This window comes from Pseudomonas sp. G2-4 (assembly GCF_030064125.1).
In the GTDB taxonomy this organism is placed as follows: Bacteria; Pseudomonadota; Gammaproteobacteria; order Pseudomonadales; family Pseudomonadaceae; genus Aquipseudomonas.
Map to the genome: position 1 here is coordinate 405880 of NZ_CP125957.1, position 24851 is coordinate 430730.

The following is a 24851-nucleotide window of genomic DNA, read 5'->3' on the forward strand; positions in this document are numbered from 1 at the left end:
GCACGGCTCTTGCCGTGCCTTTTGCGTCGCGCTCTGAGAAAATGCCCGCACTTTTTTTCCGGATGCCGACATGACTGCCCTGAAGAACGACCGTTTCCTTCGCGCCCTGCTCAAGCAACCCGTAGACGTCACCCCTGTGTGGATGATGCGTCAGGCCGGTCGCTATCTGCCGGAGTACCGCGCCAGTCGCGCCAAGGCCGGCGATTTCATGAGCCTGTGCATGAACCCCCAGTTCGCCTGCGAAGTCACCATGCAGCCGCTGGATCGCTATCCGCAGTTGGACGCGGCGATCCTGTTCTCCGACATCCTCACCATTCCCGATGCCATGGGCCAGGGCCTGTACTTCGAGACCGGCGAAGGTCCGCGCTTCAAGAAAGTCATCAGCACCCTGGCCGACATCGAGGCCCTGCCGATTCCCGATCCGCAGAAGGACCTGGGCTACGTCATGGACGCGGTCAGCACCATCCGCCGTGAACTCAATGGTCGCGTGCCACTGATCGGTTTCTCCGGCAGTCCCTGGACCCTGGCCACCTACATGGTCGAAGGCGGATCGTCGAAAGACTTCCGCAAGACCAAGGCGATGCTCTACGACAACCCGCAAGCCATGCACCTGTTGCTGGACAAGCTGGCGCAGTCGGTCACCTCCTACCTCAACGGCCAGATCCTTGCCGGCGCCCAAGCGGTGCAGATCTTCGATACCTGGGGTGGCAACCTGTCGGCGGCGGCCTACCAGGAGTTCTCCCTGGCCTACATGCGCAAGATCGTCAGCGGCCTGATCCGCGAGCACGAAGGTCGTAAAGTACCGGTGATCCTGTTCACCAAGAACGGCGGGCTGTGGCTGGAAAGCATCGCCGATGTCGGCGCCGACGCCTTGGGCCTGGACTGGACTTGCGACATCGGCAACGCCCGTGAGCGCGTCGGTCATAAAGTCGCCTTGCAAGGCAACATGGACCCGACCGTACTTTACGCCAAGCCTGAAGCCATCCGTGCTGAAGTCGGGCGCATCCTCGCCAGCTACGGCAGCGGCAGTGGCCATGTGTTCAACCTCGGCCATGGCATCACCCCGGAAGTCGACCCGGAACACGCCGGGGCTTTCCTGCGGGCAGTGCACGAGTTGTCAGCGCAATATCACCTCTGATCGCCGCCGGTTGTACCCAGCCTGTCCCGCCCCGTGCCGGACAGGCTTTTTAATGCCTGTTGTAATACTTGGTTGACATAAGTTAGTTACTCGGACCGGGTGTTGCTGTTTGTTAGCGTTTAATAGTTATTGCCATTTATAAGAAGTTTCTCTTTTTATGTAAGATAAATGGAATCAGAGATCATTCCTTCTGTTTTGAGAGATTTTTCCTACATAGGGAATATTCAAGTTTCTATAAGGTTTCGGCGCTTGCGGGCCATGCGCTGGAAAATTTGGCGCGTCTTGCAAGATGGACGGTAAAACGTCTTTCAATCTCGATGAATAGTCTGGAACTTATATGAAAAACAACTTCAACAAGAGCGGCGTATTAACGGGGGGCGCATCTTCATTGGTTTTGTTGTCGGCCCTGCTGACATCACAAGGTGTATTCGCCCACGGGTACCTCGAAGTACCGCCTTCGCGGGCATTTTTGTGCCAGAAAGGTGAAAACAAGAACTGCGGTGGTGCGCAATACGAGCCTCATAGCACCGGGGAAACGTTCAAGGGCTTCCCGAATGGAGCCGGTGGCGCCCCGCTGCAAGGCCCAATCGACGGCAAGATCGCCAGCGGCGGTAACTCGCTGTTTTCCGCCCTGGATGCGCAGTCGGCAACGCGCTGGCAACTGACTGAAATCCGGGATCGCAACATCGCCTTCCAATGGCAATACATCGCCCCGCATCCGGCGACCAAACACGAATACTTCATCACCCGCGACGGTTGGAATCCGAACGTGTCGCTCAAGCGTGCATCGTTCGAGAGCGCACCGTTCTGTACGATCGATGGCGGTCATCAAAATCCAGTAGGGGGTGCCAAGCACGATTGTGTGATTCCCGACGGCAAGACGGGCCATCACGTCATCCTGGCGGTCTGGACGGTGGGTGACACTGACAACGCGTTCTATAACCCAGCGGATGTGAACATCCTCGCCGAAGCCGCATTGCCGGGCGGCTGGTCGCCGGTGGGCAGCATCGCGCCATCGGCCCAGTTGCTGGTGGGCGACAAGGTCAAGGCACGGGCGTTCTCTGCCTCCGGCGAGAATGCCGAGTACAGCGTGCAAATCAGCATCGACAACGCTGAAGAAGGCAAGCCTGAAAACTGGTCGTTCAAACTGGCCGAGGCCATCAACCAAGCCCATCCGCTGATCCGTGCCGGTATCCGTGATGACGAGGGCAATATCACGCCGATCAAGGGCACCAACAAGCTGTACGCCCAGAAAGAAAGCGCCGTGACCCGCTACGAAGTGCAGTTGGACATGCAGGAAGACGCCGCCGCCAGCATGAAGATCTCTTCCCTGCAGCCTGAGTACGTCCTCGACAAAGGTCGGGTCGCCCTGACGTTCACTGCGCAGACCAACCGCAAGATGAACCTCGAAGCGACGCTGTTCGATGAGAAGAACAAGCCGGTCGGCTTCGTGACCCAATCCATGGCTGAAAACAGCGCCGGTCTGACCCTGGACGTGCGCAGTGCTCCGGGCGTCCATACCCTGACGCTGGTGGGCACCACTGAAGACGGGCGCACCACTCGTCAGGATACCCAGGAAGTCACCCTGACCGGTGAAGGCGCGGGTATCGAATACGACTTCGTGTTCCCTGAAGGCATCAGCGAATACACCGTCGGTACGAAAGTGCTGCAGCCCAAGACTGACGAAGTCTTCGAGTGCAAGCCGTTCCCAGCGTCCGGCTACTGCAAGCAGTACAGCCCGACCGCGAACGCTTTTGAGCCGGGTGTCGGTGCCTCCTGGCAGAGCGCCTGGGACAAGCTGTAAGTCCTGACAGGCACGGCTTCAGGCGGCCCGCAGGGGTTGCCTGAAGCCTCAAACGAGAACGCGCTGATGCATTCCAATTATTCCCGGCAGCGGGTGCTGCTGCACTGGCTGTCGGCCGTCATTATTTTATGGACGTTGGTGTCCGGTTTTTATGTGGCTTACACCCCGGTGTCAGCTTCGACCGAACACTGGGTCGGGTCATTCAATGTGTCGCTGACGACGCTGTTCATTCCGCTGTTTGTCTGGCGGACGTGTCTGTTTGTCTGTGCGCCGCATCCCCCTGGGCCAACACGTTCCTTGACCAAAAGGCTGGCCTTGGCGGTACACGCGATGATCTACCTGATCGTCGGTGTCGTGCTGGCGACGGGCGTGCTGATGATGAAAAGCGCCATCAGTGTCTTCGGACTCGTTCGTATCCCCCAGCCGCTGGGTGACCCGGTGCTGATCGAACAGGCCAACACCCTCCATACCCTGTCTTGCGTGGTGCTTTCGATACTTGTCGCACTGCATCTCTGCGCAGTGGTCTGGCATGAGGTTTCCGGACGCAGGGTTGTGCGGCGCATGTCATTCGCAAAGCCCCCCGGCGCGATTATTCAGCGAGGGCAAAAGTGAGTGTTTCCTTTTGGAGCGGGGGCAACCTGCCGAAGGCCTTGCTGGTGCTCCTGCCGCTGCTGTACGGGGTATTCCTGGCCGGGCAAGAGTGGCGTTTTCGCCAGGCATTGGAACTGGGTATGCCAATGGCGGCTGACTCACCGGTCGTTCCGGCTCGCAACCCGCCCAATGTGCAGGCCGTGGCGACGGTACTCGGCCTGGTGCCTGAAGGTGCCCACGCGCCGAGCGCCGAACCGATGACGTTGCAAGCCAGTTTTGTCGCAGGCCAAGGCTTGTCGCGGGCATTGCTGGCTGACGCCGCCGGTTCGCGCATCTACCAGGTGGGTGAGCGTTTGCCCGGTGGCAGCGTGCTGCGGCGGGTCGAGGCCAGCCATGTGATGTTGTGGCGCAACGGCCGTGAAGAACGCCTGGCGCTGCAACCAGAGGCCAAGCCCTTGCTGCGTCGGCTGGGCCGCGCAGACGGGCGCGATGCGCCGTTCCATTCCTCGCAATACATACGCCCGGTGGCCGGGCAATCAGAGTGATCGAATTCATGAACAGCTTTATCCGGGGCCGTGTATTGCGCGTCCTGTTCGGCCTTGTCGTGGTTGGCCCACTGGCGCTTCACGGTTCGCTGCGGGCCGAGCAAGCCCAATGGCAACTGGCGATGAATAATGCGGAACTGCGCGACGTGGTCGAGGAGTTCTCGGCGATTCTGGGCAAGACCGTGGTGCTTGATCCCCGCGTGTCGGGGCGTATTACCGTCATGTCCCGCGAGGCACTGGACCGTGAAGGCGTGCGTCGATTGTTCTATTCGGTGCTCGATGCACACAATTTCACGGTGATCGACGAAGGCGAGCGGATCCTGATCACCCCGGTCAGCGATGCCAAGACGCGCGCCGGTAATGATGCCAAAAGCGCCACGCCGTCGCAGTTCGTCACCCGGGTCCTCGATCTGCAATCGAGCATTGCCGCCGACGTCGCCGGACTGGTTCGGCCCTTGGTGTCGGCCAATGGTTATGTCGGCCCCTCGGTATCGTCCAACGCTGTGGTGGTCACCGACACGGCCGCCAATGTGCAGCGCATTGCCGGGGTGGTGCAGCAACTGGATTCGGGGCGCAACCGCAATCATGTGGTGGTGCGATTGCGCCATGCCCAGGCCGGCGATATCGCGCCGCTCGTGGAAGCCTCCGCTGGCAAGCGCGAGGGTGATACGGCAGGCCTGGTGATCGCCGACGTCCGCAGCAATCGCCTGGTGATCATCGGCGCACCGGCAGTGCGTCAACGCCTGGTGGACCTGGCCCGGACCCTCGACGTTCCGGCAGTCGCCTCCCAGGACAACGCGCGGGTCATCCGCCTGCGCTACAGCGATGCCAAGCAACTGGCCGAGGTGTTGGAAGCTGTCGGGCAGGATAAAAAAACCACACCGGCCCTCACCGGGCTGCGGGACAGTGCCCCCGCCAGCGCGTTCATGATCAAGGCCGATGAAAGCCAGAATGCCTTGGTGCTGATCGCCGAACCGGCCCAGGTGCGCACCATCGAAAACATCGTGCGCGAATTGGACCAACCCCGGGCCCAAGTGCTTATTCACGCGGCCATCGTCGAGATATCCGGCGACATCGCCGAAGCGCTGGGGGTGCAGTGGGGCCTCAACCGCGGCAGCGCCACGGGCTTCATCAATTTCCCGGGAACCGACGTCCCGATCATCGGCGCAATGGACCTCAATAAGCTGGATAAAGCCACGGAAGGAACGATCCTGCGGCTGGGTGGCGATCGCTTCAGCGCCCTGGTATCGGCGCTGGCGAGCAATACCCGCAGCAACCTGCTGTCCACCCCCAGCCTGCTGACCCTGGACAACCAGGAAGCGGAAATCATCGTTGGCCAGAACGTCCCGTTCAAGACCGGCTCCTACGCCACCAACAGCAACGGCGCGGACAATCCGTTCACCACCGTGGAGCGCAAGGACGTCGGCATCAGCCTCAAGGTCAAGCCTTACATCAACGAAGGCTCCACCTTGCGCCTTGAGGTCCAGCAGGAAGTCTCGGACATCGCGCCGTCTGTCCCTGGCGTGGATTCTTCGGACCTGATCACCAACAAGCGTGCCTTGAAGAGCACGATCCTGGCGGACGACGGCGAGATCATCGTGATCGGCGGGCTGATCCGCGACAGTGTCCGGACCCAGGAAAGTGGGGTGCCGCTGTTGCGCAGTATTCCGTACCTCGGTGCACTGTTTCGCTGGACCCGCGACACCCAGACCAAAAGCAACCTGATGGTGTTCCTGCGGCCGACCATCGTGCGCAGCAACGAAGACCTGGCCGATGTGAGCCGTCAGCGCTACGACGCGCTTCGTGAGCTGAGCAAACCGGGCTCGCGGAAAAACAATTCGCTGTTGTTGCCCCGGGACGCCCGCCAGTTGTTCGAGTCGTCCACGCAGGCGCCGCCGACCGACCCGCTTGAACCGCATCCGGGTGACTTGTGAGCGACTCGCAAACCCTGCCCTTTGGTTTCGCCAGGCGTTTCGGTGTGCTGCTGGACGGCGAGGAGCCGACCTTGAGCCTGGTGATGCGCCGCGATACGCCGCTGACCGTGGTCGCGGAAGTCCGGCGTTTGTGTGGCCGGGAATGGCCGATCCAGGTCTTGGAAGCGGCGCCGTTCGCCGCGCGCCTGGCCAGCGTCTATCGCCAGGGCCAGCGCGCCGCCGAGCAGGTTGCCCAAGGCCTGGACGAGGAACTGGATCTGCTCAGCCTGGCCGACCAGGTGCCGCAGACCACCGACCTGCTGGAGCAACAGGGCGATGCGCCGATCATCCGGCTGATCAATGCCCTGCTCAGCGAAGCGGTTCGCGAGCACGCTTCGGACGTGCACTTGGAAACCTTCGAGCAGTATTTATCGGTACGCATGCGCATCGACGGACAGTTGCAGGAAATGCTGCGTCCGCGCCGGGAGCTGGCGAATCTTTTGGTGTCGCGCATCAAGGTCATGGCCCGCCTGGATATCGCCGAGAAGCGCGTGCCCCAGGACGGGCGAATGGCGTTGCGCCTGGCCGGGCACGAAGTCGATGTGCGGGTCTCGACCCTGCCTTCGGCCCATGGCGAGCGTGTGGTGTTGCGCCTGCTCGACAAGCAGGCCGGGCGCCTGGATCTGCAACGCCTGGGCCTGCCCGACGACACCCTGGCCAGCTTGCGCCACTTGCTCGGCAAACCCCACGGCATCGTGTTGGTAACCGGACCCACGGGATCGGGCAAAACCACCAGCCTGTACGCGGCGCTGAGCAGCATCAACGACCAGAGTCGCAACATCCTCACCGTCGAAGACCCCATCGAATATCACCTGCCGGGCATCGGCCAGATGCCGGTCAATCCAAAAGTCGACATGACCTTTGCCCGTGGCTTGCGGGCGATTTTGCGCCAGGATCCGGATGTGGTGATGGTCGGTGAAATACGCGATCGCGAAACCGCCGAAATCGCCGTCCAGGCCTCCCTGACCGGGCATCTGGTGCTCTCGACCTTACACACCAACAGTGCCGTCGGCGCCGTCACGCGGCTGGTGGACATGGGCGTGGATGCCTACCTGCTGGCGTCGTCCCTGGCAGGCATCGTGGCGCAGCGGTTGCTGCGGACCTTGTGCTCGTCTTGCAAGACACCTTACGTGGCCGATGCCGTCACCTGTCGGCGCCTGGGGCTCGAAGCCGACGCCGCGCCACGGCTGTTCAAGGCCCGGGGTTGCGATCAGTGCCAGAAAGGTTATCGCGGGCGCTTCGGCATCTATGAGCTGGTGAGTATCAACGCTGCGTTGTCGCAGCTGATTCATCAAGGCGCCACCGAGCAGGCGTTGGCCGTTGAGGCGCGCAAGACGTCTCGCAGCCTGTTTCAGGACGGGCGCCAGCGGGTTCTGGAAGGCCTGACCAGTGTCGATGAACTGCTGCGCGTCGCTCAGGAGGATTAGCGTCATGCCGACCTTCGACTATCGGGCCGAAGATGCCCAAGGCCGGCGCTGTAAGGGCCGAGTGGAAGCCGACAGCCCCCGCCATGGGCGGCAGTTGTTGCGCGAGCGTGGCTTGTTGCCCAGCGAGCTGCGCGAAGTCGGGGAGCCGCGCGCCCTGGGGCCTCGGCGTGCTGGAGGGCGTTTGAGCCCGGCGGATCTGGCGTTGTTGACCTTGCAGCTTTCTACCTTGATCCAGGCCGGTCTGCCCCTCGAGGAAGCGCTGGGTGCCGTGGCGCAACAGAGCCAGAAGCGGCGTGTCGCCCACCTGCTCTCGGCGGTACGAAGTCGGGTGATGGAAGGGCACGCCTTGGCGACAGCTCTGCGGACCTTTCCCCAGGCGTTTCCCGATCTGTTCTGCGCCACGGTCGCGGCCGGCGAACAATCCGGGCACTTGGGCCAGGTGTTGGAGCAACTGGCGAGCTACACCCAGGCGCGCCAGGCGTCGCGCCAGCGCATTCAACTGGCGTTGGTGTATCCGCTGATCCTGATGCTGGCCTGCGTCGCGATCGTCGCTTTCCTGTTGGGCTACGTGGTGCCGGATGTGGTGAGGATTTTCGTCGACAGCGGCCAACCGTTGCCGTGGCTGACCCAGGCGCTGATCGCGGTGAGCGATGGGTTGCGCCGCTATGGTCTGCTGCTGTTCGGTGCGCTGGCCGGGTTGCTCGGGCTGTGGCGCTGGAGCCTGCACCAACCGATGTGGCGCCTGCGCTGGCATCGTCTGTTGCTCAGGTTGCCGCTGGTGGGCGAGGTGTTGCGGGCGATGGAAGCGGCCCGGTTCGCCAGCACCCTGGCGATCCTGAGCAAAAGCGCCGTGCCGCTGGTGGAGGCCTTGCACATCGCCGCGCAGGTGATCGGCAACCTGACCATCCGCGCGCGCATGGCCGACGTCGCCCGTTCGGTCCGCGAGGGCGGGACCCTGACCCGTGGCCTGGAGCAGGGCGGTGACATCCCGCCCTTGATGCTGCACATGATCGCCAGCGGCGAGCGGGCCGGCGAACTCGACAGCATGCTGGCCCGCGCCGCCGAACAACAGGAGGCCAGCCTCGCTGCGCGCATCGCCCTGGTGGTGAGCCTTTTCGAACCGGCCATGTTGGTGTTGATGGGCGGCATCGTGCTGCTGATCGTCATGGCCATCCTGCTTCCTATCCTGAGCCTCAACCAATTGGTGAATTGATCCATGACATTTCAAAGCAACCGACCTCAACGCGGCTTTACCCTGATCGAAATCATGGTAGTGGTGGTCATCATCGGTGTCCTCGGCGCCATCGTGGTGCCGCAGTTCATGAGCCGGCCCGACCAGGCCAAGGTCACGGCCGCCCGCACCGATATCCAGGCGATTGCCACGGCCCTGGAAATGTACCGTCTCGATAACGCTCATTACCCTTCGACCCAGCAAGGCCTGGAAGCGCTGAGCAAGCGTCCGTCCGGTACGCCCGCGGCAAGAAACTGGAACCCCCAGGGTTATTTGAAAGCCCTGCCGATCGACCCCTGGGGCACGCCTTATCAGTTCCTCAACCCTGGCCTCAAATCAATCGATGGCGGTTATGACCTGTACTCGCTGGGCGCCGATGGCGTGCCGGGCGGTGACGGGTTCGCTGCCGATATCGGCAATTGGGCTGAGTGAACATGGGCCGTCATTATCGGGGATTCACCTTGCTGGAACTGATGGTCGTCATCGTGTTGATCGGGGTACTGCTGGGCATGGTCAGCCTCGCCATCGGCCCGAGTCCGGCGCGCGAAGCCCGACAGCAAGCCCAGGACTTCATCCGGGTGGTGCAGCAATTGCGCGAGCGGGCGGTGTTGGATGGGCAGGAATACGGTGTGCGTATACAGCCTCGGGGCTATCAGGCGGTGCGACTGGAAACTCGAGGCTGGACCGCGGTATCGGCGTTGCACCGGCTACCTGAAAAGCTGACGCTTGGACTGGAGCAAGACGGCCACCTCCTGGTCCTCGATGAGCTTCAAGGGGCACCGCAATTGCTGATGCTCAGCAGTGATGAGATCAGTCCGTTCCGGTTGTTCATCAAGGTCGCTGGGCAAACGGTCTCTCAGGTGCTGAGTGATGGTATCGCCCAGCCGCTGATCGATGGCTGACGCGCGCAGGCTGTCCGCCGATTGCCAGGGGTTCACGCTGTTGGAGGTCATGATCGCGCTGGCGATTTTCGCGACGTTGGCGGCCGCGGTGCTGTCGGCCAGCCAGTTCGTGCTCAAGCAAAGCGTCGGGCTTGAGGGCCGTCTGTTCGGCGCCTGGCTGGCCGACAACCAACTCAGTGAGCTGCGTTTGCAGGCCGTTACGGGGCCCGGCCAACTGCGAATGTCCCGGCGCATGGATCAGCGTGACTGGGTTCTGCAACAACGAATCGCCCCGGCCCGTGACTCGCGTCTGCTCCAGGTCGAGATCCAGGTCAGTCGTGCCGATGGTTCGTCTGTCGTGCACCGCACCACCGGGTGGGTCCGCCAGCGTCATGAATAAGCACTCGGGCTTCACCTTGCTGGAGTTGGTTATCGCCATCGCCATTTTCGCCTTGCTCGGCCTGGCCGGTTGGCGTCTGTTCGACGGCGTCGTGCGTACCCAGCAGGGCGCGGGCCAGCATGAGCTTGAAATCAGGGCCTTGCAGCGCGCCGTGGGAATCATTGAGCGGGATGTATGGCAGGCTGTTGCCGGCAGTGTCGTGCTCGAGCCGGGCCGCCTGCGATTGCAGCGTAGCCATTGGCGCAACCCATTGGATCAGCCGCGCAGCGAACGGCAAACCGTGAACTATCGACTCGAGGGGGGCGTGTTGTGGCGAGACAGTCACGGTGAAGGGACGGTCATCGTGCAACGGCAGAAACTGCTCGAGGATGTACGCAGCCTGAGTTGGCGAGCATTCGACCCGAAACACGGCTGGCACATCGAAACAGCGGGCGTCCACGCGCCGCTGGCATTGGAGTGGGTCGTTTCTGTGGGGCGCTTCGAGCAGATCCGTCGCGTGCTGCTGTTGCCTGGGGCGCTGCCATGAAACGACAACGCGGCGTGGCGCTGATCAGCGTGTTGTTAGTCCTGAGCCTGGCGCTGTTGCTCACTGGCGGGATGCTGCGCAGTCATCGGCTGCTGTTGCAGAGCAGCGCGCAGCAGCTGCAGCAAGTCCAGTTGCGCCAGTTAGGGCTGGCCGGTGAAGCGTGGGCGCTGGAGGTATTGGAAGGCAGCGCAATCACACCGTCCGGACCAGTTGACCTGAGCCAGGACTGGGCCCGGCTCGAGCCTGCATTCGCCGTGGAAGAGGCCGAGCTTCACATCGATATCGAGGACCTCTCCGGGCGTCTCAACCTCAATGCGTTGCTGGCTCAGGGTCAAATCGATCAGGTCACCCTCGGCCGTTGGGCGCGATTGCTGGCGTTGCTGGAGTTACCGGCGCTGTCGTTGCCCCAGGTCGGGCCGGTCCAGGAGCTGAGTCAACTGCGCCTGTTGTCGGGCATGGACAGGCCGACACTGCGGCGCCTGGAGCCCTGGGTGGTAGTGCTGCCCAAAGAGGCTCGGCTGAACATCAATACCGCACCGCCGCTCTTGCTGATGACCTTGGACGGCATGGAGGACGGGCCGACCAAGGCGCTGGTCAACCAGCGGCCCAACAAACCATACGCCAGTGTGCAGGCATTCACCGGCGACCCCTTGTTGTCCGGATTGGGCCTCAGCAGTCATGGCCTAGGCGTGAGCAGCCGCTGGTTCCGCATCAGTGTGAGGGTGGCTCGCGCGGGCAGTCGTCTGCGCCTGGCCTCGGACATCGAGCTCGACCCCGTTACCGGACGCTGGACTGTTCGCCAGCGTCGTTTTTTACCTATCAGTCCCAGTGAGCGCCTTTGATGAAAACCTGGCTTTACCTGACGGCCGAAGGCTTGGCTGCCCCCGGCGCCAGTTGGCCGTGTTGTGTGTGGTCGCCAACGGGCGAACGACGCGGCCTGCCGCTGCATGAAGCCGCCCATGCGTTGAGCGGAAGAGCCGTCACCGTGCTGTTGCCGATGGAAATGTGCAGCTGGTTTCGCAGCGATCCCTGGCCCTCGCGACGCCAGCCCCGACGCCAGGCCCTCGCGTTCGCCATCGAAGAGCAACTAAGCGAAAACCTGGAGGCATTGCACATCGGTATCGGCGTTCGGGATCGCCAGCATCGCTACCCGATGATGGTCACTGAGCGAGCCAGATTCCAGGCGCTTCTGGCGCTGCTCGCCGAGCACGGCATTGATGCACGAGCGATGCATGTCGATGCCGATCTGGTACCCGAGGACAAGGCGCTTGGCGTGCGCTGGTTCGGTCGCTGGCTGTTGGGCGGCGCGTTGTCGGCGCGGGTGTCGTTGTCGGCCCGGGGCTTGGCAACGCTCAAGCCTGGCTTGCCTGAAGACGTGCACTGGCTGGACGAGGAGCGTGATCGCCAAGGCATCGATGAGTGGCTGTTGAGCGCTGGCGGACATCCCATCGACCTGTTGCAGGGGGAGTTTCGACGACGCCGCCAGCCTTTGCCATGGCGCGGCGCGGCGGCGGCTGCGTTGGGCGTGTTTCTGCTCACCTGGGCTTTCAGTGAAGCCCGTGTGCGCTTTCTTGAAAACGAAACCCGGCGTTTGTACACCCAAAGCGAGCAGCGATTCAGGTCTCTGTATCCCGAGCAAAGCCGGATCGTCGACCTGTCGGCGCAATTCCAGGCATTGCAGAGTCGGCGCGGGCAGGGCCGGGACACCCAGGTCGCTCGTCTGGCGCGCCTGACGGAGCAGGTCATTGGCGCCAGCAACGTCGAGGTGCAGCGCATCGATTTTCGGGAAAACGAAGGCTGGAAGATCCAGCTGACGGCCAACAGTTTTGTCGAGCTTGAACAACTGCGTGAGCGCGGGCAGCAAAACGGATTGCCTGTCACCCTGGGGAGTGCCAACAAACACAATGATCGAGTGCAGGCCACCCTCACGCTGGAGAACAGTTGATGAATATCAGTGGATGGCAGGGGCTGAAACGCGCCTGGGAAAAAAAGTCAGGCCGTGAGCAAGGGCTGTTGCTGGGCTTGGCCGGACTGCTGCTGGTGGTCGTGGGTTACCTCTCGATCTGGCAACCTACCCGGCAACGGCTGGAAATTGCTGAGCGACAGTATCGCCAACAGGCCGAACTGAGCGCGCGGATCCAGCGTGCCGAGCCCGGTCGCGATACGAGTGTTGCTACGCGACCCTTGGCGGTGCGGGTCAACGACAGCGCGGCAGCGGCGGGGTTGGACATCACCGAAATGGAGGTCGACGGCGATTCGTTGCGACTTGCCGTGAGTGGTGATGCCGATCCGCTGCTTCATTGGCTGGATCAACACGAACGGGATGGCGCGACTCTGCAGTCGCTGACGCTGGAAGCGCGGAATGGGGTGTTGGAGGCGCGGATGGTGTTGGGGCAGATCGACTAGGACCCGTGGCGAGGGAGCTTGCTCCCGCTTGGGTGCGCAGCGCCCATAAGCTTTTTGGGGCGGCTGCGCCCGAAACGTCGGACCGACCCAGCGGGAGCAAGCTCCCTCGCCACAGAGATTACTGCGGCCTAAACCTGAACATTCCCCGGTAACAACGGCAACTTCGCCAGTTTCACCGCCACCCACAACGCCACCACCAGCAAGCCACCGATGAACAGGCCGATCCCGTTCCACCCGCCCAAGTGCCAGGCCACGCCGCCCGCCGTACCGGCGACACTCGATCCGGCGTAATAGCTGAACAGATAAAGCGACGATGCCTGGCCCTTGGCTTTGAGGGCGCGGCGGCCAATCCAGCTGCTGGCGACCGAGTGGGCGCCGAAGAAGCCGAAGGTGAAGACCAGCATGCCCAGCACGACCAGCCACAGCGGCGTGGCCATGGTCAGCATGAGGCCGGCCAGCATCAGGGCGATGGTCGCCCAGAGCATTTTGCGGCGGCCGAGTTTGTCCGCCAGTGCGCCGACTTTCGCCGAGCTGTAGATGCCCGCCAGGTACACCACCGACAGCAGTCCGACAAAAGCCTGATCCAAGTGATAAGGCTCGGCCAGCAGGCGGTAGCCGATGTAGTTGAACAGCGTCACGAACGCGCCCATCAAGACGAAGGCTTCGAGAAACAGCAGTGGCAAGCCGGCGTCGCGAAAGTGCATGGTGAAACCGTCCAGCAGGCTGCGCGGGTGCAGCGAGCGAGGGTGGAAGTTGCGTGACTCGGGGAGAATCCTCCAGAACACCGCCGCCGCGATCAAGGCCAGGCCACCGATCACCAGCATCGCGGTGTGCCAGCTGACAAAGTCGATCAAGACCCCGGTGATCAGGCGCCCACACATCCCGCCAATGGCGTTGCCGGCTATGTACAGCCCCATCGCCAGGCCGATGTGCTTGGGGTGGATCTCTTCGCTCAAATAGGTCATTGCGACCGCTGCCAACCCGCTCAACGACAGGCCCACCAAGGCGCGCAGCACCAATACGCCTTGCCAGGTCGGCATCATGGCACTGGCAATCGTACACGCCGAGGCCGCGAACAGCGCCGCGACCATGACTGACTTGCGACCGATACGGTCGGAAATCGGGCCGGTGATCAACAGACCGATGGCGAGCATGCCGGTCGCCACCGACAGGATCAGGCTGCTCTGGGCCGCGTTGATGGAAAACTCCCTGGACAACAACGGCATCATCGGTTGCACGCAATACAGCAGGGCGAAGGTCGCAAAGCCCGCGCTGAACAGCGCCAGCACCGTACGCATGAACATCGGCGTGCCTTTCTCGATGTAAATGTCTTTGGGTTCGGCGACGGCGTCATCCTGCACGCGAGGCGGGATTTCATGGGCCATTGGAGCGAGAGCAGTTTTCACGGTGGACCTCAGCGGAGCACGGCCAGGCAGGCAATGGAAAAAGCATATAGCCGGGTAATGTTTCTATCCAATATATTGTTCGACCTGTTTAAGACGTTTTACGACCTATTGGATCGTCCCATGGAATTGCGTCACCTGCGTTACTTCATTGCTGTGGCCGAAGAACTGCATTTTGGCCGCGCCGCGCTGGCCTTGGGCATCTCCCAGCCGCCGCTGAGCCAACAGATCCAGGCGCTGGAGCAGGAGATCGGTGCGCGGCTGTTCGAGCGCACCAATCGTCGGGTCGAATTGAGCGAGGCCGGGCGGCTGTTTCTTGAAGAGGCGCGGCAGGTGCTGGTTCAGGTCGACAAGGCTGCCGATGTGGCCCGCCGTGCCCAGTTGGGCGAGTTGGGCGAGCTGAAAATCGGCTTCACCTCTTCGGCACCGTTCAACTCCACCATTCCCCAGGCGATCTTCTCGTTCCGGCAACGCTTTCCCGCCGTGCACCTGAACCTGCGGGAAATGAGCAGTACCCAAGTGGCCGATGCGCTGGTGGATGAGGTGATCGAGGTGGGCATCATGCGGCCGTTGCCACTGCCCGACTCCTTGAGGGAAATCGAACTCAGCCGTGAACCGCTGGTGGCTGTGCTCAGTGCCAAACATCCATTGGCCCAGGGCAACGAAGAAGGCCTGTTTCTCTCGGCGTTGGCCCAGGAACCGTTCGTGTTCTTCCCTCGTAGCTACGGCAGCGGCCTCTACGCCCAGCTCCTGAGCCTGGCCCGCGACGCCGGCTTCAGTCCGCACTTCGCCCAGGAAGCCGGCGAAGCGATGACCATCATCGGCCTGGTGGCAGCAGGCTTGGGCGTCTCGGTACTGCCGGCGTCCTATCAGCGGATGCGTATCGACGGCGTGGTCTATCGGCCGCTGCTCGATCCGGCAGCGGTTTCGGCGGTGTGGTTGGTGCAGCGCAAGGATCAGCGGTCGCCGATGGCGAAGGCGTTTGTGGGTTTGTTGACTGAAGGGGGGGGGTTATCTATCTCTTAGTGGGCGTGCTGACAGGCCATAAAGTTGGAGCTGATAATAAATATAAAAAAAGAGCGTTATAAGGATTATCCCAAAAATCGGGAAGTGGTTTGGAGATAGCCAGTAGGTCCCTTGATAGATAAGTATTATGATGGTCAGCAAGGTGGATATAAAACTTGCAAGTATTGTAGGGTAAGTGATGGGGGTGTTGTTTGATTTTCTCAAGCGGTAAGGACGCTGAATCAGCAAGAGAACCCATGAAAGGAGGAGAGTGCCAATCATTGCTGTAAATGGGATGATGATGATGTCATGATCGGTCGCATAGAGAGAGTTATTTAAATTTGAATATAAATTATAACCGCCTATGATCGGAATGGTCGAAAGGCTGATCACATACAGTGATAAAGAATGGTTGGTTTTCATGAATTTATCTCCTTGCGCCATGGCAAAATTGTAGTCAATTGCCATGGCGTATGCGTTAGAAATTTGGGGTCTGAAAGCCTTTACCAATCAAGTGGATTTTGTGTTCGCCTGATATGTTTATTTGAAAGCTCTTCCCTGGTAGCATTCTGCCGGCTGTAGTTATTTGCTCAAGTGCGAGCGGCCGATTGCTTTTATTGAAATCATAAAAATCATGGTATGCCTTGACTGTACCTAGGAACTGCCAGGAGGTATCTTGGTTGCGGGTAAAGTCACCTTCGACGCGGAGTGTGATCCGGCCCAAGTAAGCTCCGCTGATCAAGCTGTCTTTGCCGGTATCGTAAGCTACTTTTGGATCCACTAGATGATATGTTCCGGGTGACTTGGTGTTCTCAATGGTTTGCTTCAATAGAGAGAGTTTGTGTTCTTTTATTTGTAACCCAATAGTGTTTATATCGACTTCCAATTTCTCACCCTTACCCCACAGGTAATGCCCCAGTGCTTTAACTGGGCTGAATGTGCCACCGGATAGTTTTGGAGTTTCCAATTTGTACGTTGTGCTTCTGGCGTATTTGGAGTTGGCTATTGCGATAATGGCCTCTCTAGATGTAAAGCCGCTTTTCTCAAGCGCATCAGCCAAGCTAAAGCAAATAATTTTGTTTTTAAAAAATACGTCATTTATACGCCAGTGAGGAGCTACCCAGCCGCGCTCCTTTTCGACAATATGCCATATGTCTTTTATTGCGCCATAAGCGTTTTTATGATTTATAGCCTTGTCTAGGATTTTAAGGTTGAAGGTGAAGTCATCCAGCCCGGTTTGAGTTTTTATAAGGTCAGTTATGTAAAAGTCATCGTCTTCAGTCAATACATCCGGCTGGGGAGGTGGGAATATGTAGGTGCCGTCAATGATTATTCCATCCGTGGACCAGTATCCTCCCGCGGAGCCTCTCCATGTGCCGGTAATTTCAGTAGGGGGCAAGTTAATCGTGTTTTGCTTCATGGTTCAAATCCTTTTGAGCGTAAGGCTTAATGGTGTCCTGACATCAATTGTCTGGAGTTTCTAAATTAAGCACGGAGAAGAACAAGGCGCAATAACCCAGCGGCAGCTTAGGAACTGGACTACAGAATTTACGGAAATTACCCGTTATTGGATTGATGTCTTGGCTTTAGCAAGTTTAATGTGGGCGCAGCAGCATGCATCATGTGGGAGAACAAGCAGCGCTCATCCCATGAGTCCTGGCAGGAGCAAAACCCATGACCGAACAATTCACTCGTTGGGACTCTGCCGAGTACCTCAAGACCGAAGAGGACATGGCCAATTGTCTGGATGCATGTATGGAGGAGGCCGGGGACGATCCCGCATTCATCGCAAAAGCCCTGGCGGCCATTGCACGAGCTCGCGGAATGACCCAAGTGGCCCGTGATGCTGGGCTATCACGGGAAAATCTTTACCGTGCTTTGTCGGGGGAAGGGAATCCTGAATTCGGCATTATTTTGAAAGTTGTAAAAGCGTTGGGGTTGAAGCTGCATGCCAGCACCTGAGCAGGCCAGCACGAAGGATGACGATCCTTACTGTATGAGACGGGCGCCGTAAGGCGCCCTTTTCTTTGACGCATTAGCCTCAGCGCCAATTAGCATTGGTTTTGTAACCCGATCGCGGGCAACGCGGCGGGCGGATCCAGGTTTTCCAGCGCTCTATTGACTAACAACTCCCCCAGTTCCGTGAGTTGCTGAAGAGCTAGCGCGACGCTGCGGTGTGGGCCTTGCAGGTTGCCGGCCAAGTCAGCGGTCATGACGTTCAGGGACGCGAGTGTTTCGCTGGCGTGACAAAGTAGGGATTCGGTGTCGACATCAGGAATGATCGTGAAGACATGACTGAAGCGAGCAGGATGGTCCTTATTATCTGGATGGGCGCTGTCGAGACGCTCAGTGATGGTTTCCATGGGGGGAGAAACCTCTCGGGTGACCTTTTTCATGCCGGAGCTCCTTGCTGGTGTAAAGGTGCCAGTTTCATGTAGTCAACCATGCTTGGCTAACAGCCATGTGTGAATTGGCAGACAGGCAGATTTATTACCAGAATATTCCAATAAATTAATCAAATTATTGAACATCTGTGTAAATAAATGATTCGTCTGCTGGTATGTATAAGTTTGCGAGATAAGTCTGTAGGAAAACTTACTGAGGCAAGTGGGAAGGGTCTATATTCTGAGGTTGTAATTGTGTTGGCGAGCTGGCATATCATGATTGTCAGATGCCGCTACAATATTGTTTTTTCTCCGGGCCAGTGTGTGTAGGATGCAGGCCTTGTAGAAACACCTCCTCGGTCAATCGCTAAAACATATGAACGGCTGTGGATATAAAGAAACGGAAAGGCGTGTATGTACAAAAAAGACAGAGCGGAAAAGCTTAAGAATAATATTCGGTATTTAATAAAAAGCTGCGGCGAGACAAGGCTTTCTTTATGTAATGCCAGCGGCTTGACCAGGACAACAATCTACAACATCTTGGAAGGGCGGGTGGTAAACGTACAGGAATCCACCGTTCGAAAAATATCTGACTTTTTTGGAGTGTCTTACAAAGAAATAGAGTCCATTGATTTTGAAGAGAAGGAGGTCGTAGAGAGTAGCGTATCATTATATGGAAATATGAATCCTGCGGCGGTACCGGTCATTAAAGAAAGTCAGTTGATCAAGAATCTGGATAAGCGAATTGGTGAGTTGGTTGTAAGCCATCCATTGACCTACTATTTTGGCACGGCTTGTAATTTGATTGGTGTGTTGCTGGAAAATAAAGTGGGTGGCATGAATGACGTAGGGGATTTGTTAATCGTTAAAAAGGGTGGTTGGAGCAGGGAGGGAGAGAAGTTAGTGTACGATAAAATAATAAATAGGTTTTTCGTGGTTGGAGAGCCTTGCTTCGATTCGGATGTGGTTGTAGTGATTGGGGAAGTGGTAGAGGAACGGTTCAATGGCTGAAAATCTGGGGGCAGAAAATAGCAGGTACAAATTGTTAGGTTTTGAAAATAATAAAAATCTTGCAGTTGTAATGGTGATTGCCACAGGTAAGGTGATCAAGATTAAACTTGATAATTTGCTGAAAAGCGAAATCGTAGATGATTTGAGTAAGGCAGAGGTCAAGACTGTATACAAGAAGTACTATTCGGGTGGGGGCGCGTTGACGGCCTATGAAATAAATGATCGTCATGAGCGGTCGTGGTTGATTTATGTTGTTTTAAACTTGATGTTGTTCGCGATTTATATATTGACTAACGTCTCTGCCGCAAAACTTGTTTATATAGAATATTTCGATATTGTTGTCACGCCTGGCGTCTTTCTGTATCCATTGACGTTTCTTGTGGTGGATATGTTGAACGAATTTTATGGGTTCAGGCTTGCCAGAAAAGCTATATTGTTTGCCTTCGCCAGTAACGCCTTCATTTTGGTGTTGTTAAGTGTCAGCAGTTGGCTTCCAGGGTTACCGGGTTGGAAACTGGATGCTTCTTATGATGACGTGATTTTGCATGTGGCAGCTGTGTTGGTGGCATCCTCCGTGTCGTTTGTTTTTTCTGAGTATGCAAATTCGTATTTGTTGTGCAAGGTAAAGGAGCTTACGAGTTCCAGATACCTGTTTTTACGAGTTTTCTTAAGCACTTTTTTTGCGGTGATCATGGATAGCTTTATTTTTTGCTTTATTGCATTTTATGGGAAGATGCAGGTGTCGGAAATTTTGAGTATCGTTTATATTCAGATAATCATAAAAATTTGTTTTGCGTTTTTTAATGTCTTGCCCGCGTATGGTGCCAGGGCATTGCTCGGAAAGTATATATCCGGTGTTCGATCGTCCTGAGAGTAGGAAAGATGGGCTATTTCTGAATAGTCCATCTTCCCCCGGTACGCGGTAATGCCTCTTTATAATCCTAGCTTTGTCTTCAGGCCACTCATGATTTTCGTTTGGTTCTCGATATAGTGCTTCAGGCCTTTAGCCCGCAGGTCACAGGCGTCGCAGTCGCCGCAGCCGCTGCCTGTTATGCCGTTGTAACACGTCAACGTGTGTTGCTTGATAAGTTCCAATTTTTGGTGGTAGTCGGCCAGTGCCCAGCTTTCAGCTTTATTGAGCCACATCAACGGTGTTTCGATCTGTAATGGATAGTCCATGCCGAGGTTAATGGCTTTGTTTATCGCCTTGACAAATTCATCGCGGCAGTCCGGATAGCCGGAAAAATCTGTTTCACAAACACCCGTCACAATCGTTTGCGCGCCCACTTGATACGCGTAAATAGACGCCAAGGTCAAAAACAAAATGTTACGGCCTGGTACAAAGGTATTTGGCAACCCACTTGCTGTACCGTCAATCGATGGAACAGGAATATTGTCACGGGTCAAGCTGCTGACGGCCAATTCATTAAGCAGCGACGCGTCTAATATCTTATGAGCCGCCACCCCCAGTTTTTTACAAAGCTGTTTCGCCACCTCAATCTCTCCACGATGGCGCTGCCCATAATCAAATGTAATGCAGTGGATTTCATCGTACAGCGGCAGTGCATGAATCAGGCAGGTGGTTGAATCCTGGCCGCCGCTGAAAACGATGACAGCTTTTTTTGTCATTTCATTCATTTGAACCTGTCCTAATAGGTGCTGAAGGAATGACCCTAGCCCGAAGCTAAATATCTTGTTGTGGGAAGTTTCCGAATTTGTGTGCTCCGCTTTCTCTATTTGCATTTCGATAGCCGGTGAAGACGTTTGAAGATCGCTGCCACGGCGGGTGCCGCAGACCCTGAGAATCCATCGTCAATTGGAACTGTTCGTGCAGGGCGGCGGTTGCCGTGGCAGGCGAGTACTCAGCTCGATCCGTTGTTTTTTTTCACTTAGCCTTCCCAGACCGTCGCAGGTTTGTTGGCGTGGTAATCATAAAAACCCTGGAGTACCCAGGTATCGCCCTTGCGTTCAAACGCCGCGCGCCATGCACCTCTGCCGCTGCCAGGGGATAGCTGGGCCATGTCGTACCAGTAATATTTGTTGATTCGTTTTGTCGTGGCCCTGCCGGCGCGAATGTCATCCATGATTTCGCTGATCTTGGCCCTGGCCGCTTCGGGGAAGTTGTCATAGGACATCTGTGTTTCAGCCAGCGTACTGAGACTCACCGTAAACCTGTCTATTGCGGTTGATGCTTCTGCCAGCACTGGCGCGGTGCTGGTGGTAGGTGACTTGCCGGGGACCTTCTTCGTTGGGACCTGGGTCACGACTTCGATATCAAACGTGTCGTAGTTCGGGAGATTTTTTGTGAAGTTGGTAATGTCCTCTCCGGTAACCAGAAACGTCTTGCGCTGCGACTTGCCCTTGTTGGCGATGACATAAGGAATCTTGTTGTTGCGGATTTCCGTCAGGAGCCCGGGTTTGTGTCTTTTTTTCATCTCGTCCCGGAACGCGCCGAGTTTTTTCTTTTTGTACTCCACGAAGTTGTCAGGATTTTTTTTGTATTTTTCCTTGGCTGCTTCCACCCCGGGACCTTCCCCTGAATACAGGTCGCCGAGGTCGGCCCAGACGCGCTTTTCCGCTGCTTCGACCACTTCGTGAATGTCATTCTGGATTTTAGTCATGGCGGCTTTCTTTCTTCCCTGTTCAGGGATGATGGTGATGAATAACGCACCGGTGAGGTTGTCTGGCAAGGAAGACATCATCATCTTGAAGTTGCCTTCGCTGTCGAAAAGCTCCTTCTTGAGCGGCAAGGTCATGTCGAATATTTTTATTTTTTGAGCGGACGTCAGCTGGATCCCTCTTACCTGCTGTGAGTCGATGTCTCGGGTGCAGTAGTCGACGGCCTGCCATACGTTGAATTTGTACAGCAGGCTTTCATGGGGCTTTTTATGTTGCGCGAGGCCGTGGAGTCCCTTGTTTATCTGATTTATTCGTGAGCGATAAGTGTCTATATCGCGTACGTCGATGTCATTCATGCTCTCGTGCAAGATGCGCTCGGCCAGCTCCTCGGGCATTGAGTGGATGACCTTCTTGGCCGTATTTACCACTTCCCGGGAAGGCCAGTGGTGGTCGACGAGAACACCCTCTACCAATGCGCTATAGATTTTCTGTTGCGGGGTTTCCGGGGTCCGACTGAATAGACTCTGTATGTTTCCGCCACCGCGCAGCCGTTGGGGTTCTTCGATCTGCCACCGGCCATTTTTCCACGTCACCGTCAGTTGATGAGTACGGTTGTTCGGCGCATAGATAATCCGCTCGCCGGCTTGTATCGCGGTTTTGCAGTAGTCACTGCCCTGCTTTAAATAGCCTTGTCCGCCCGCGTCCCTGTACAGGTCACGCCCCTCGGGTATCAGCCCTTTGCCGTCAAAGCCTTTCAGAAGGAACGGTCCCAGTTCCGGGTCAGGCACGCGGGGCAGGGAAGACAGTTCCGGGCGGGTCTTGTCCCGGCGTCGTGTGGCGCGGGCCATGATCAAGTCCTGCCCGGCCTCTGCCATGACCTCACCCAGCCCGCTGATGAAATCACTCGTCCACTGGCTGAAGCTGCCGCCCTCGTCTTTTATGGCCGACACCGCGGCGCCCCCGGCCATCACTGGCAGGACCGCACGTCCGAGCACCCCACCGAGGCGGCCCGCGTAGAACATGGCCATCGCGCCCGCCAGCAACGTGACACCATTCCTGCGCCCCTCCTGGGCGGCTGCGCTGTCGCGCTCGGCGTTCGTCACCGTCAGCGTGTCAGCCGTCTTGAGCGCGTGGGTGACCTGCGTCTCATGTAGCGCTTTGAGTAGGTCGCCCTTGACCACGGGGGAGGCGACCTTCAACGCGAAATCATCCTGAACCCGATGCCTTATCCACGAGAAGGTGGGTTGCGTGACTTTCTTGATCTTCTCGTCGAGCGTCAGGTTTTCCGCCGCCGGCACCAGGCTGGCAAGTTGATCGGCCTGCTCCATCAGTGGCAATTGTGAAATCAGCCAGCGGGTCATTTCCAGTGTGCCGGTGAGCGTCTGCACCAAGGCTGATTCCAGCGCCCGATCACTTCCGGCGTCTACGTCCCTGAAGACTTTGCCGTCCGGCGCCCCCGGCGTGTACAGCGTCAGTGAAGGCCGGCTGGCGACTGTCCTGACCCCAAATACCAGGATGTCCTTCAACACGCTGTCGCCCCACTGAATCTGTCGGACCACCACCTCGTGCCCGTTGACCTTGCTGCGCCCCTCGGGTGCTGGACTGCCCAGCGCTGCCAGCACCAGATTCAGTCCGGTGTTGTCCTTGTCGTGGGTAAAGTCGCCGGAGATATGGGCAGCCCACGCCTGCGCCCGCATGTGTTTCCCTTTCAGGGACATCCATTCGGCCTGGTGCTCCCGGGCGGTGAGCTGCAACGCGGCCGGGAGCCGGGAGCCCACGTTAGCCCGCTCGATGACTTCTACTATCTGCGCGAAGCTCAACGGCCCCTCGACGGTCGTGTGAGCCGCCTTGCGTTCGTCCGGCGTGAGGTTGGACATCGCCCACTCCGTCAGGGAGCGGCGGTCTTCAAATATCGCTTTCACTTGGCCCAGCGCGACCCCGGAGCCAAACGGTGATTCGCCCGTCGGGGCGTGCGGGTCGATGATCTGCTTGCGAATACTCAGGGACACCTGGTCCGGGTCGACCGGGGTGTATCTGTCCTTGATGAACCCAGCCAGCAATGTGCGCGTGCGGTCCTGGAGCGCTTCAGGGGTGGCCAGCGTCACCGGGTCCAGCGGTGGAGGCGTATCCACCATGGTGATCTGCAGGTCTTGCACCGCCCTCCACCAGGCCACACGATCATTGCCGGTGACGTTCGGGTTGCTGCGCAGCCAGTCGTCGAGTTTTTTCTGATGCAGCCGTAACGCGCGCTCGTCCATCGCACCTGCCAGGTCCAGCCTGTCCCTGACGTTCGTCGCGGCATCCACCCTGGCCATCCAGGCGCTGATCTCTTCACCTTCTCCCGGACCGTTCAGCAACGCCTCGCTCACGGCTGTTTTCTGCGCCGTTCGCAGGTCCGTGACCAGGCGGGCGAGGAAGTCCTCGGCCATTGGGGCGGTATTCACCTCATCCTGAGCGGTATCCTCATCCTCCATCAGGCGGGTCTTGAGTGCGTCCAGGCTTGCGTACACTTGCAGCGGATTACCCGGGCTGTAGAGGATCGCGCTTCCCGGGTTGTCGGCATTGTCATGTTGTGTCAGCACAACCGCGCCCGGCATCGGCACACTGGACCACCACCCTTCTGGGGTGACACTCAGGCTATAAACCCCAGGCCGGACACTTTCCGCCATCTTGGCCCGAGACGCTGCATCCAGCGCCGACAGAGCATGTTCCGTCACCGTCTTATGCATAGGCAGACTCAGAGTTCCGTCCAGTCGCAGGAGGTCTGCTTGTGCCTTGAGTTGCATACCAAACTCATCAGCCAGCCAGTCGTTAATGTTGCGGTCGGGGCTGAAAGCAGGCGGCTTGTCCCAGAACTCATCCAGAGCCCCTGTCAGCAGTTGTTCATACGACGCCGGTGTGAGGCTGATCAGTCGTTTGATTTCTTCCTTTGCGTCACGGCTATTCAAGGCTGCCGGCATATCCGTGACGTTTTCCTGATCGGTGACGATGTTGATGTGGGCCAGATCGATGAAGAATTCGCGCGCATTTACCTTGCCGGCTACGGCGCGCCAGAAAAGTGTATCGAGGGGGACTGAATCGACCACTGTCTGTTTAAAGACTGGCCCATCGGCTGTTCGCCCCGAAGGGGGGGTAACCTCTTCCTGCCGCCGGCACACGAGTATTTCTTTGACGGCCACCCTGTTCGACATAGCGGGAAAGGCTTTTCTGAACCAATAATCCAGGTGTTGCGCAGCCACCTTCGAAGGGCGCGGTACAGCATCGTTCAGGCGGATCATCCGCTGCTGCGAGGCATTTAATTGGTTTATCAGCAGGACGCTAGCGGTGGGTAAGGCGTTGTTTTCCAACATGTTCTCTTCCTGAGAAATTTTCGGAAGAAACAACCTATCGAAGCGGAACAAAGAAGGGGTGGTATATAGATACCGCCTGTAGCGGTACCAGACGGTGTACATAAGTTGTGAAGACATCATCCCTGTGGGAGTAGCGCTAGCTCAATGCTCCACCGCA

General features: G+C 58.1%; 24 protein-coding genes. 18 read left to right on the forward strand and 6 right to left on the reverse strand.

Going from position 1 to position 24851, the window contains the following annotated elements; translation table 11 throughout:
• Positions 1 to 70 precede the first annotated feature (70 nt).
• The 14 genes from hemE (at position 71) to QNH97_RS01880 (ending at position 12922) form a co-directional block, all read left to right on the forward strand.
• The gene (hemE, locus tag QNH97_RS01815) at positions 71 to 1138 is read left to right on the forward strand and encodes a uroporphyrinogen decarboxylase (protein ID WP_283555329.1); all 1068 of its coding nucleotides are present in this window, start codon (positions 71 to 73) and stop codon (positions 1136 to 1138) included.
• Between the two features lie 337 nt (positions 1139 to 1475).
• A complete protein-coding gene (gene gbpA / locus QNH97_RS01820) occupies positions 1476 to 2942 on the forward strand; it encodes an N-acetylglucosamine-binding protein GbpA (protein ID WP_283555330.1) in 1467 nt (488 codons plus the stop codon).
• A gap of 66 nt (positions 2943 to 3008) precedes the next feature.
• A complete protein-coding gene (locus QNH97_RS01825) occupies positions 3009 to 3554 on the forward strand; it encodes a cytochrome b (RefSeq protein WP_283555331.1) in 546 nt (181 codons plus the stop codon).
• Positions 3551 to 4078 (forward strand): type II secretion system protein N, encoded by a 528-nt coding sequence (locus QNH97_RS01830; protein WP_283555332.1) that lies wholly within the window; start codon positions 3551 to 3553, stop codon positions 4076 to 4078. Before QNH97_RS01825 ends, QNH97_RS01830 begins: the two co-directional genes overlap by 4 nt.
• Positions 4079 to 4086: 8 nt before the next feature.
• Complete coding sequence (gene gspD, locus QNH97_RS01835; protein ID WP_283555333.1) at positions 4087 to 6012, forward strand: type II secretion system secretin GspD; 1926 nt, start codon at positions 4087 to 4089, stop codon at positions 6010 to 6012.
• The gene (gene gspE / locus QNH97_RS01840) at positions 6009 to 7478 is read left to right on the forward strand and encodes a type II secretion system ATPase GspE (protein WP_283555334.1); all 1470 of its coding nucleotides are present in this window, start codon (positions 6009 to 6011) and stop codon (positions 7476 to 7478) included. Before gspD ends, gspE begins: the two co-directional genes overlap by 4 nt.
• Positions 7479 to 7482: 4 nt before the next feature.
• Positions 7483 to 8691 carry a type II secretion system inner membrane protein GspF gene (gene gspF / locus QNH97_RS01845; RefSeq protein WP_283555335.1) on the forward strand — a complete coding sequence of 403 codons (1209 nt, stop codon included), beginning with the start codon at positions 7483 to 7485 and terminating at the stop codon, positions 8689 to 8691.
• A gap of 3 nt (positions 8692 to 8694) precedes the next feature.
• Positions 8695 to 9141, forward strand: a complete 447-nt coding sequence (gene gspG, locus QNH97_RS01850; protein ID WP_283555336.1) for a type II secretion system major pseudopilin GspG — start codon at positions 8695 to 8697, stop codon at positions 9139 to 9141.
• A gap of 2 nt (positions 9142 to 9143) precedes the next feature.
• Positions 9144 to 9611, forward strand: coding sequence for a type II secretion system minor pseudopilin GspH (gspH, locus tag QNH97_RS01855; RefSeq protein ID WP_283555337.1), 468 nt, complete (start codon positions 9144 to 9146; stop codon positions 9609 to 9611).
• The gene (gspI, locus tag QNH97_RS01860) at positions 9604 to 9990 is read left to right on the forward strand and encodes a type II secretion system minor pseudopilin GspI (protein WP_283555338.1); all 387 of its coding nucleotides are present in this window, start codon (positions 9604 to 9606) and stop codon (positions 9988 to 9990) included. The genes gspH and gspI overlap by 8 nt, the downstream gene beginning before the upstream one ends.
• Positions 9983 to 10516: a type II secretion system protein GspJ gene (locus QNH97_RS01865; RefSeq protein WP_283555339.1), complete on the forward strand. Its 534-nt coding sequence runs from the start codon at positions 9983 to 9985 to the stop codon at positions 10514 to 10516. Before gspI ends, QNH97_RS01865 begins: the two co-directional genes overlap by 8 nt.
• Entirely contained in the window at positions 10513 to 11358 is an 846-nt protein-coding gene (locus tag QNH97_RS01870; RefSeq protein WP_283555340.1) for a type II secretion system protein GspK, read from the forward strand. The genes QNH97_RS01865 and QNH97_RS01870 overlap by 4 nt, the downstream gene beginning before the upstream one ends.
• Positions 11358 to 12461, forward strand: a complete 1104-nt coding sequence (gene gspL / locus QNH97_RS01875) for a type II secretion system protein GspL (RefSeq protein ID WP_283555341.1) — start codon at positions 11358 to 11360, stop codon at positions 12459 to 12461. The genes QNH97_RS01870 and gspL overlap by 1 nt, the downstream gene beginning before the upstream one ends.
• Positions 12461 to 12922: a type II secretion system protein M gene (locus QNH97_RS01880; protein ID WP_283555342.1), complete on the forward strand. Its 462-nt coding sequence runs from the start codon at positions 12461 to 12463 to the stop codon at positions 12920 to 12922. The genes gspL and QNH97_RS01880 overlap by 1 nt, the downstream gene beginning before the upstream one ends.
• A gap of 128 nt (positions 12923 to 13050) precedes the next feature.
• On the opposite strand, the gene QNH97_RS01885 is transcribed toward QNH97_RS01880, so the two are convergent.
• Positions 13051 to 14307 carry an MFS transporter gene (locus tag QNH97_RS01885; protein ID WP_502944556.1) on the reverse strand — a complete coding sequence of 419 codons (1257 nt, stop codon included), beginning with the start codon at positions 14305 to 14307 and terminating at the stop codon, positions 13051 to 13053.
• A gap of 141 nt (positions 14308 to 14448) precedes the next feature.
• Between QNH97_RS01885 and QNH97_RS01890 the strand changes: the two genes are divergently transcribed.
• Positions 14449 to 15351, forward strand: coding sequence for a LysR family transcriptional regulator (locus QNH97_RS01890; protein WP_283555344.1), 903 nt, complete (start codon positions 14449 to 14451; stop codon positions 15349 to 15351).
• Here the strand turns inward: QNH97_RS01890 and QNH97_RS01895 are convergent.
• Both QNH97_RS01895 and QNH97_RS01900 read right to left on the reverse strand, forming a co-directional pair.
• Positions 15337 to 15798, reverse strand: coding sequence for a hypothetical protein (locus QNH97_RS01895; protein ID WP_283555345.1), 462 nt, complete (start codon positions 15796 to 15798; stop codon positions 15337 to 15339). The genes QNH97_RS01890 and QNH97_RS01895 overlap by 15 nt on opposite strands.
• Before the next feature lie 10 nt (positions 15799 to 15808).
• Positions 15809 to 16750 (reverse strand): lipid II-degrading bacteriocin, encoded by a 942-nt coding sequence (locus tag QNH97_RS01900; RefSeq protein WP_283555346.1) that lies wholly within the window; start codon positions 16748 to 16750, stop codon positions 15809 to 15811.
• Between the two features lie 254 nt (positions 16751 to 17004).
• Between QNH97_RS01900 and QNH97_RS01905 the strand changes: the two genes are divergently transcribed.
• Complete coding sequence (locus QNH97_RS01905) at positions 17005 to 17292, forward strand: addiction module antidote protein (RefSeq protein ID WP_283555347.1); 288 nt, start codon at positions 17005 to 17007, stop codon at positions 17290 to 17292.
• A gap of 89 nt (positions 17293 to 17381) precedes the next feature.
• Here QNH97_RS01905 and QNH97_RS01910 read toward each other — a convergent pair whose 3' ends face one another.
• Positions 17382 to 17726: a DUF6124 family protein gene (locus tag QNH97_RS01910; protein WP_283555348.1), complete on the reverse strand. Its 345-nt coding sequence runs from the start codon at positions 17724 to 17726 to the stop codon at positions 17382 to 17384.
• Between the two features lie 402 nt (positions 17727 to 18128).
• Between QNH97_RS01910 and QNH97_RS01915 the strand changes: the two genes are divergently transcribed.
• Positions 18129 to 18725: a helix-turn-helix transcriptional regulator gene (locus QNH97_RS01915; protein WP_283555349.1), complete on the forward strand. Its 597-nt coding sequence runs from the start codon at positions 18129 to 18131 to the stop codon at positions 18723 to 18725.
• Entirely contained in the window at positions 18718 to 19596 is an 879-nt protein-coding gene (locus QNH97_RS01920; protein WP_283555350.1) for a queuosine precursor transporter, read from the forward strand. Before QNH97_RS01915 ends, QNH97_RS01920 begins: the two co-directional genes overlap by 8 nt.
• A 62-nt stretch (positions 19597 to 19658) precedes the next feature.
• Here the strand turns inward: QNH97_RS01920 and queC are convergent, their stop codons facing one another.
• Both queC and QNH97_RS01930 read right to left on the reverse strand, forming a co-directional pair.
• Positions 19659 to 20354 (reverse strand): 7-cyano-7-deazaguanine synthase QueC, encoded by a 696-nt coding sequence (gene queC, locus QNH97_RS01925; protein WP_283557588.1) that lies wholly within the window; start codon positions 20352 to 20354, stop codon positions 19659 to 19661.
• A 260-nt stretch (positions 20355 to 20614) separates the two neighbouring features.
• Positions 20615 to 24694 carry a dermonecrotic toxin domain-containing protein gene (locus QNH97_RS01930; RefSeq protein WP_283555351.1) on the reverse strand — a complete coding sequence of 1360 codons (4080 nt, stop codon included), beginning with the start codon at positions 24692 to 24694 and terminating at the stop codon, positions 20615 to 20617.
• Between the last annotated feature and the right edge of the window lie 157 nt (positions 24695 to 24851).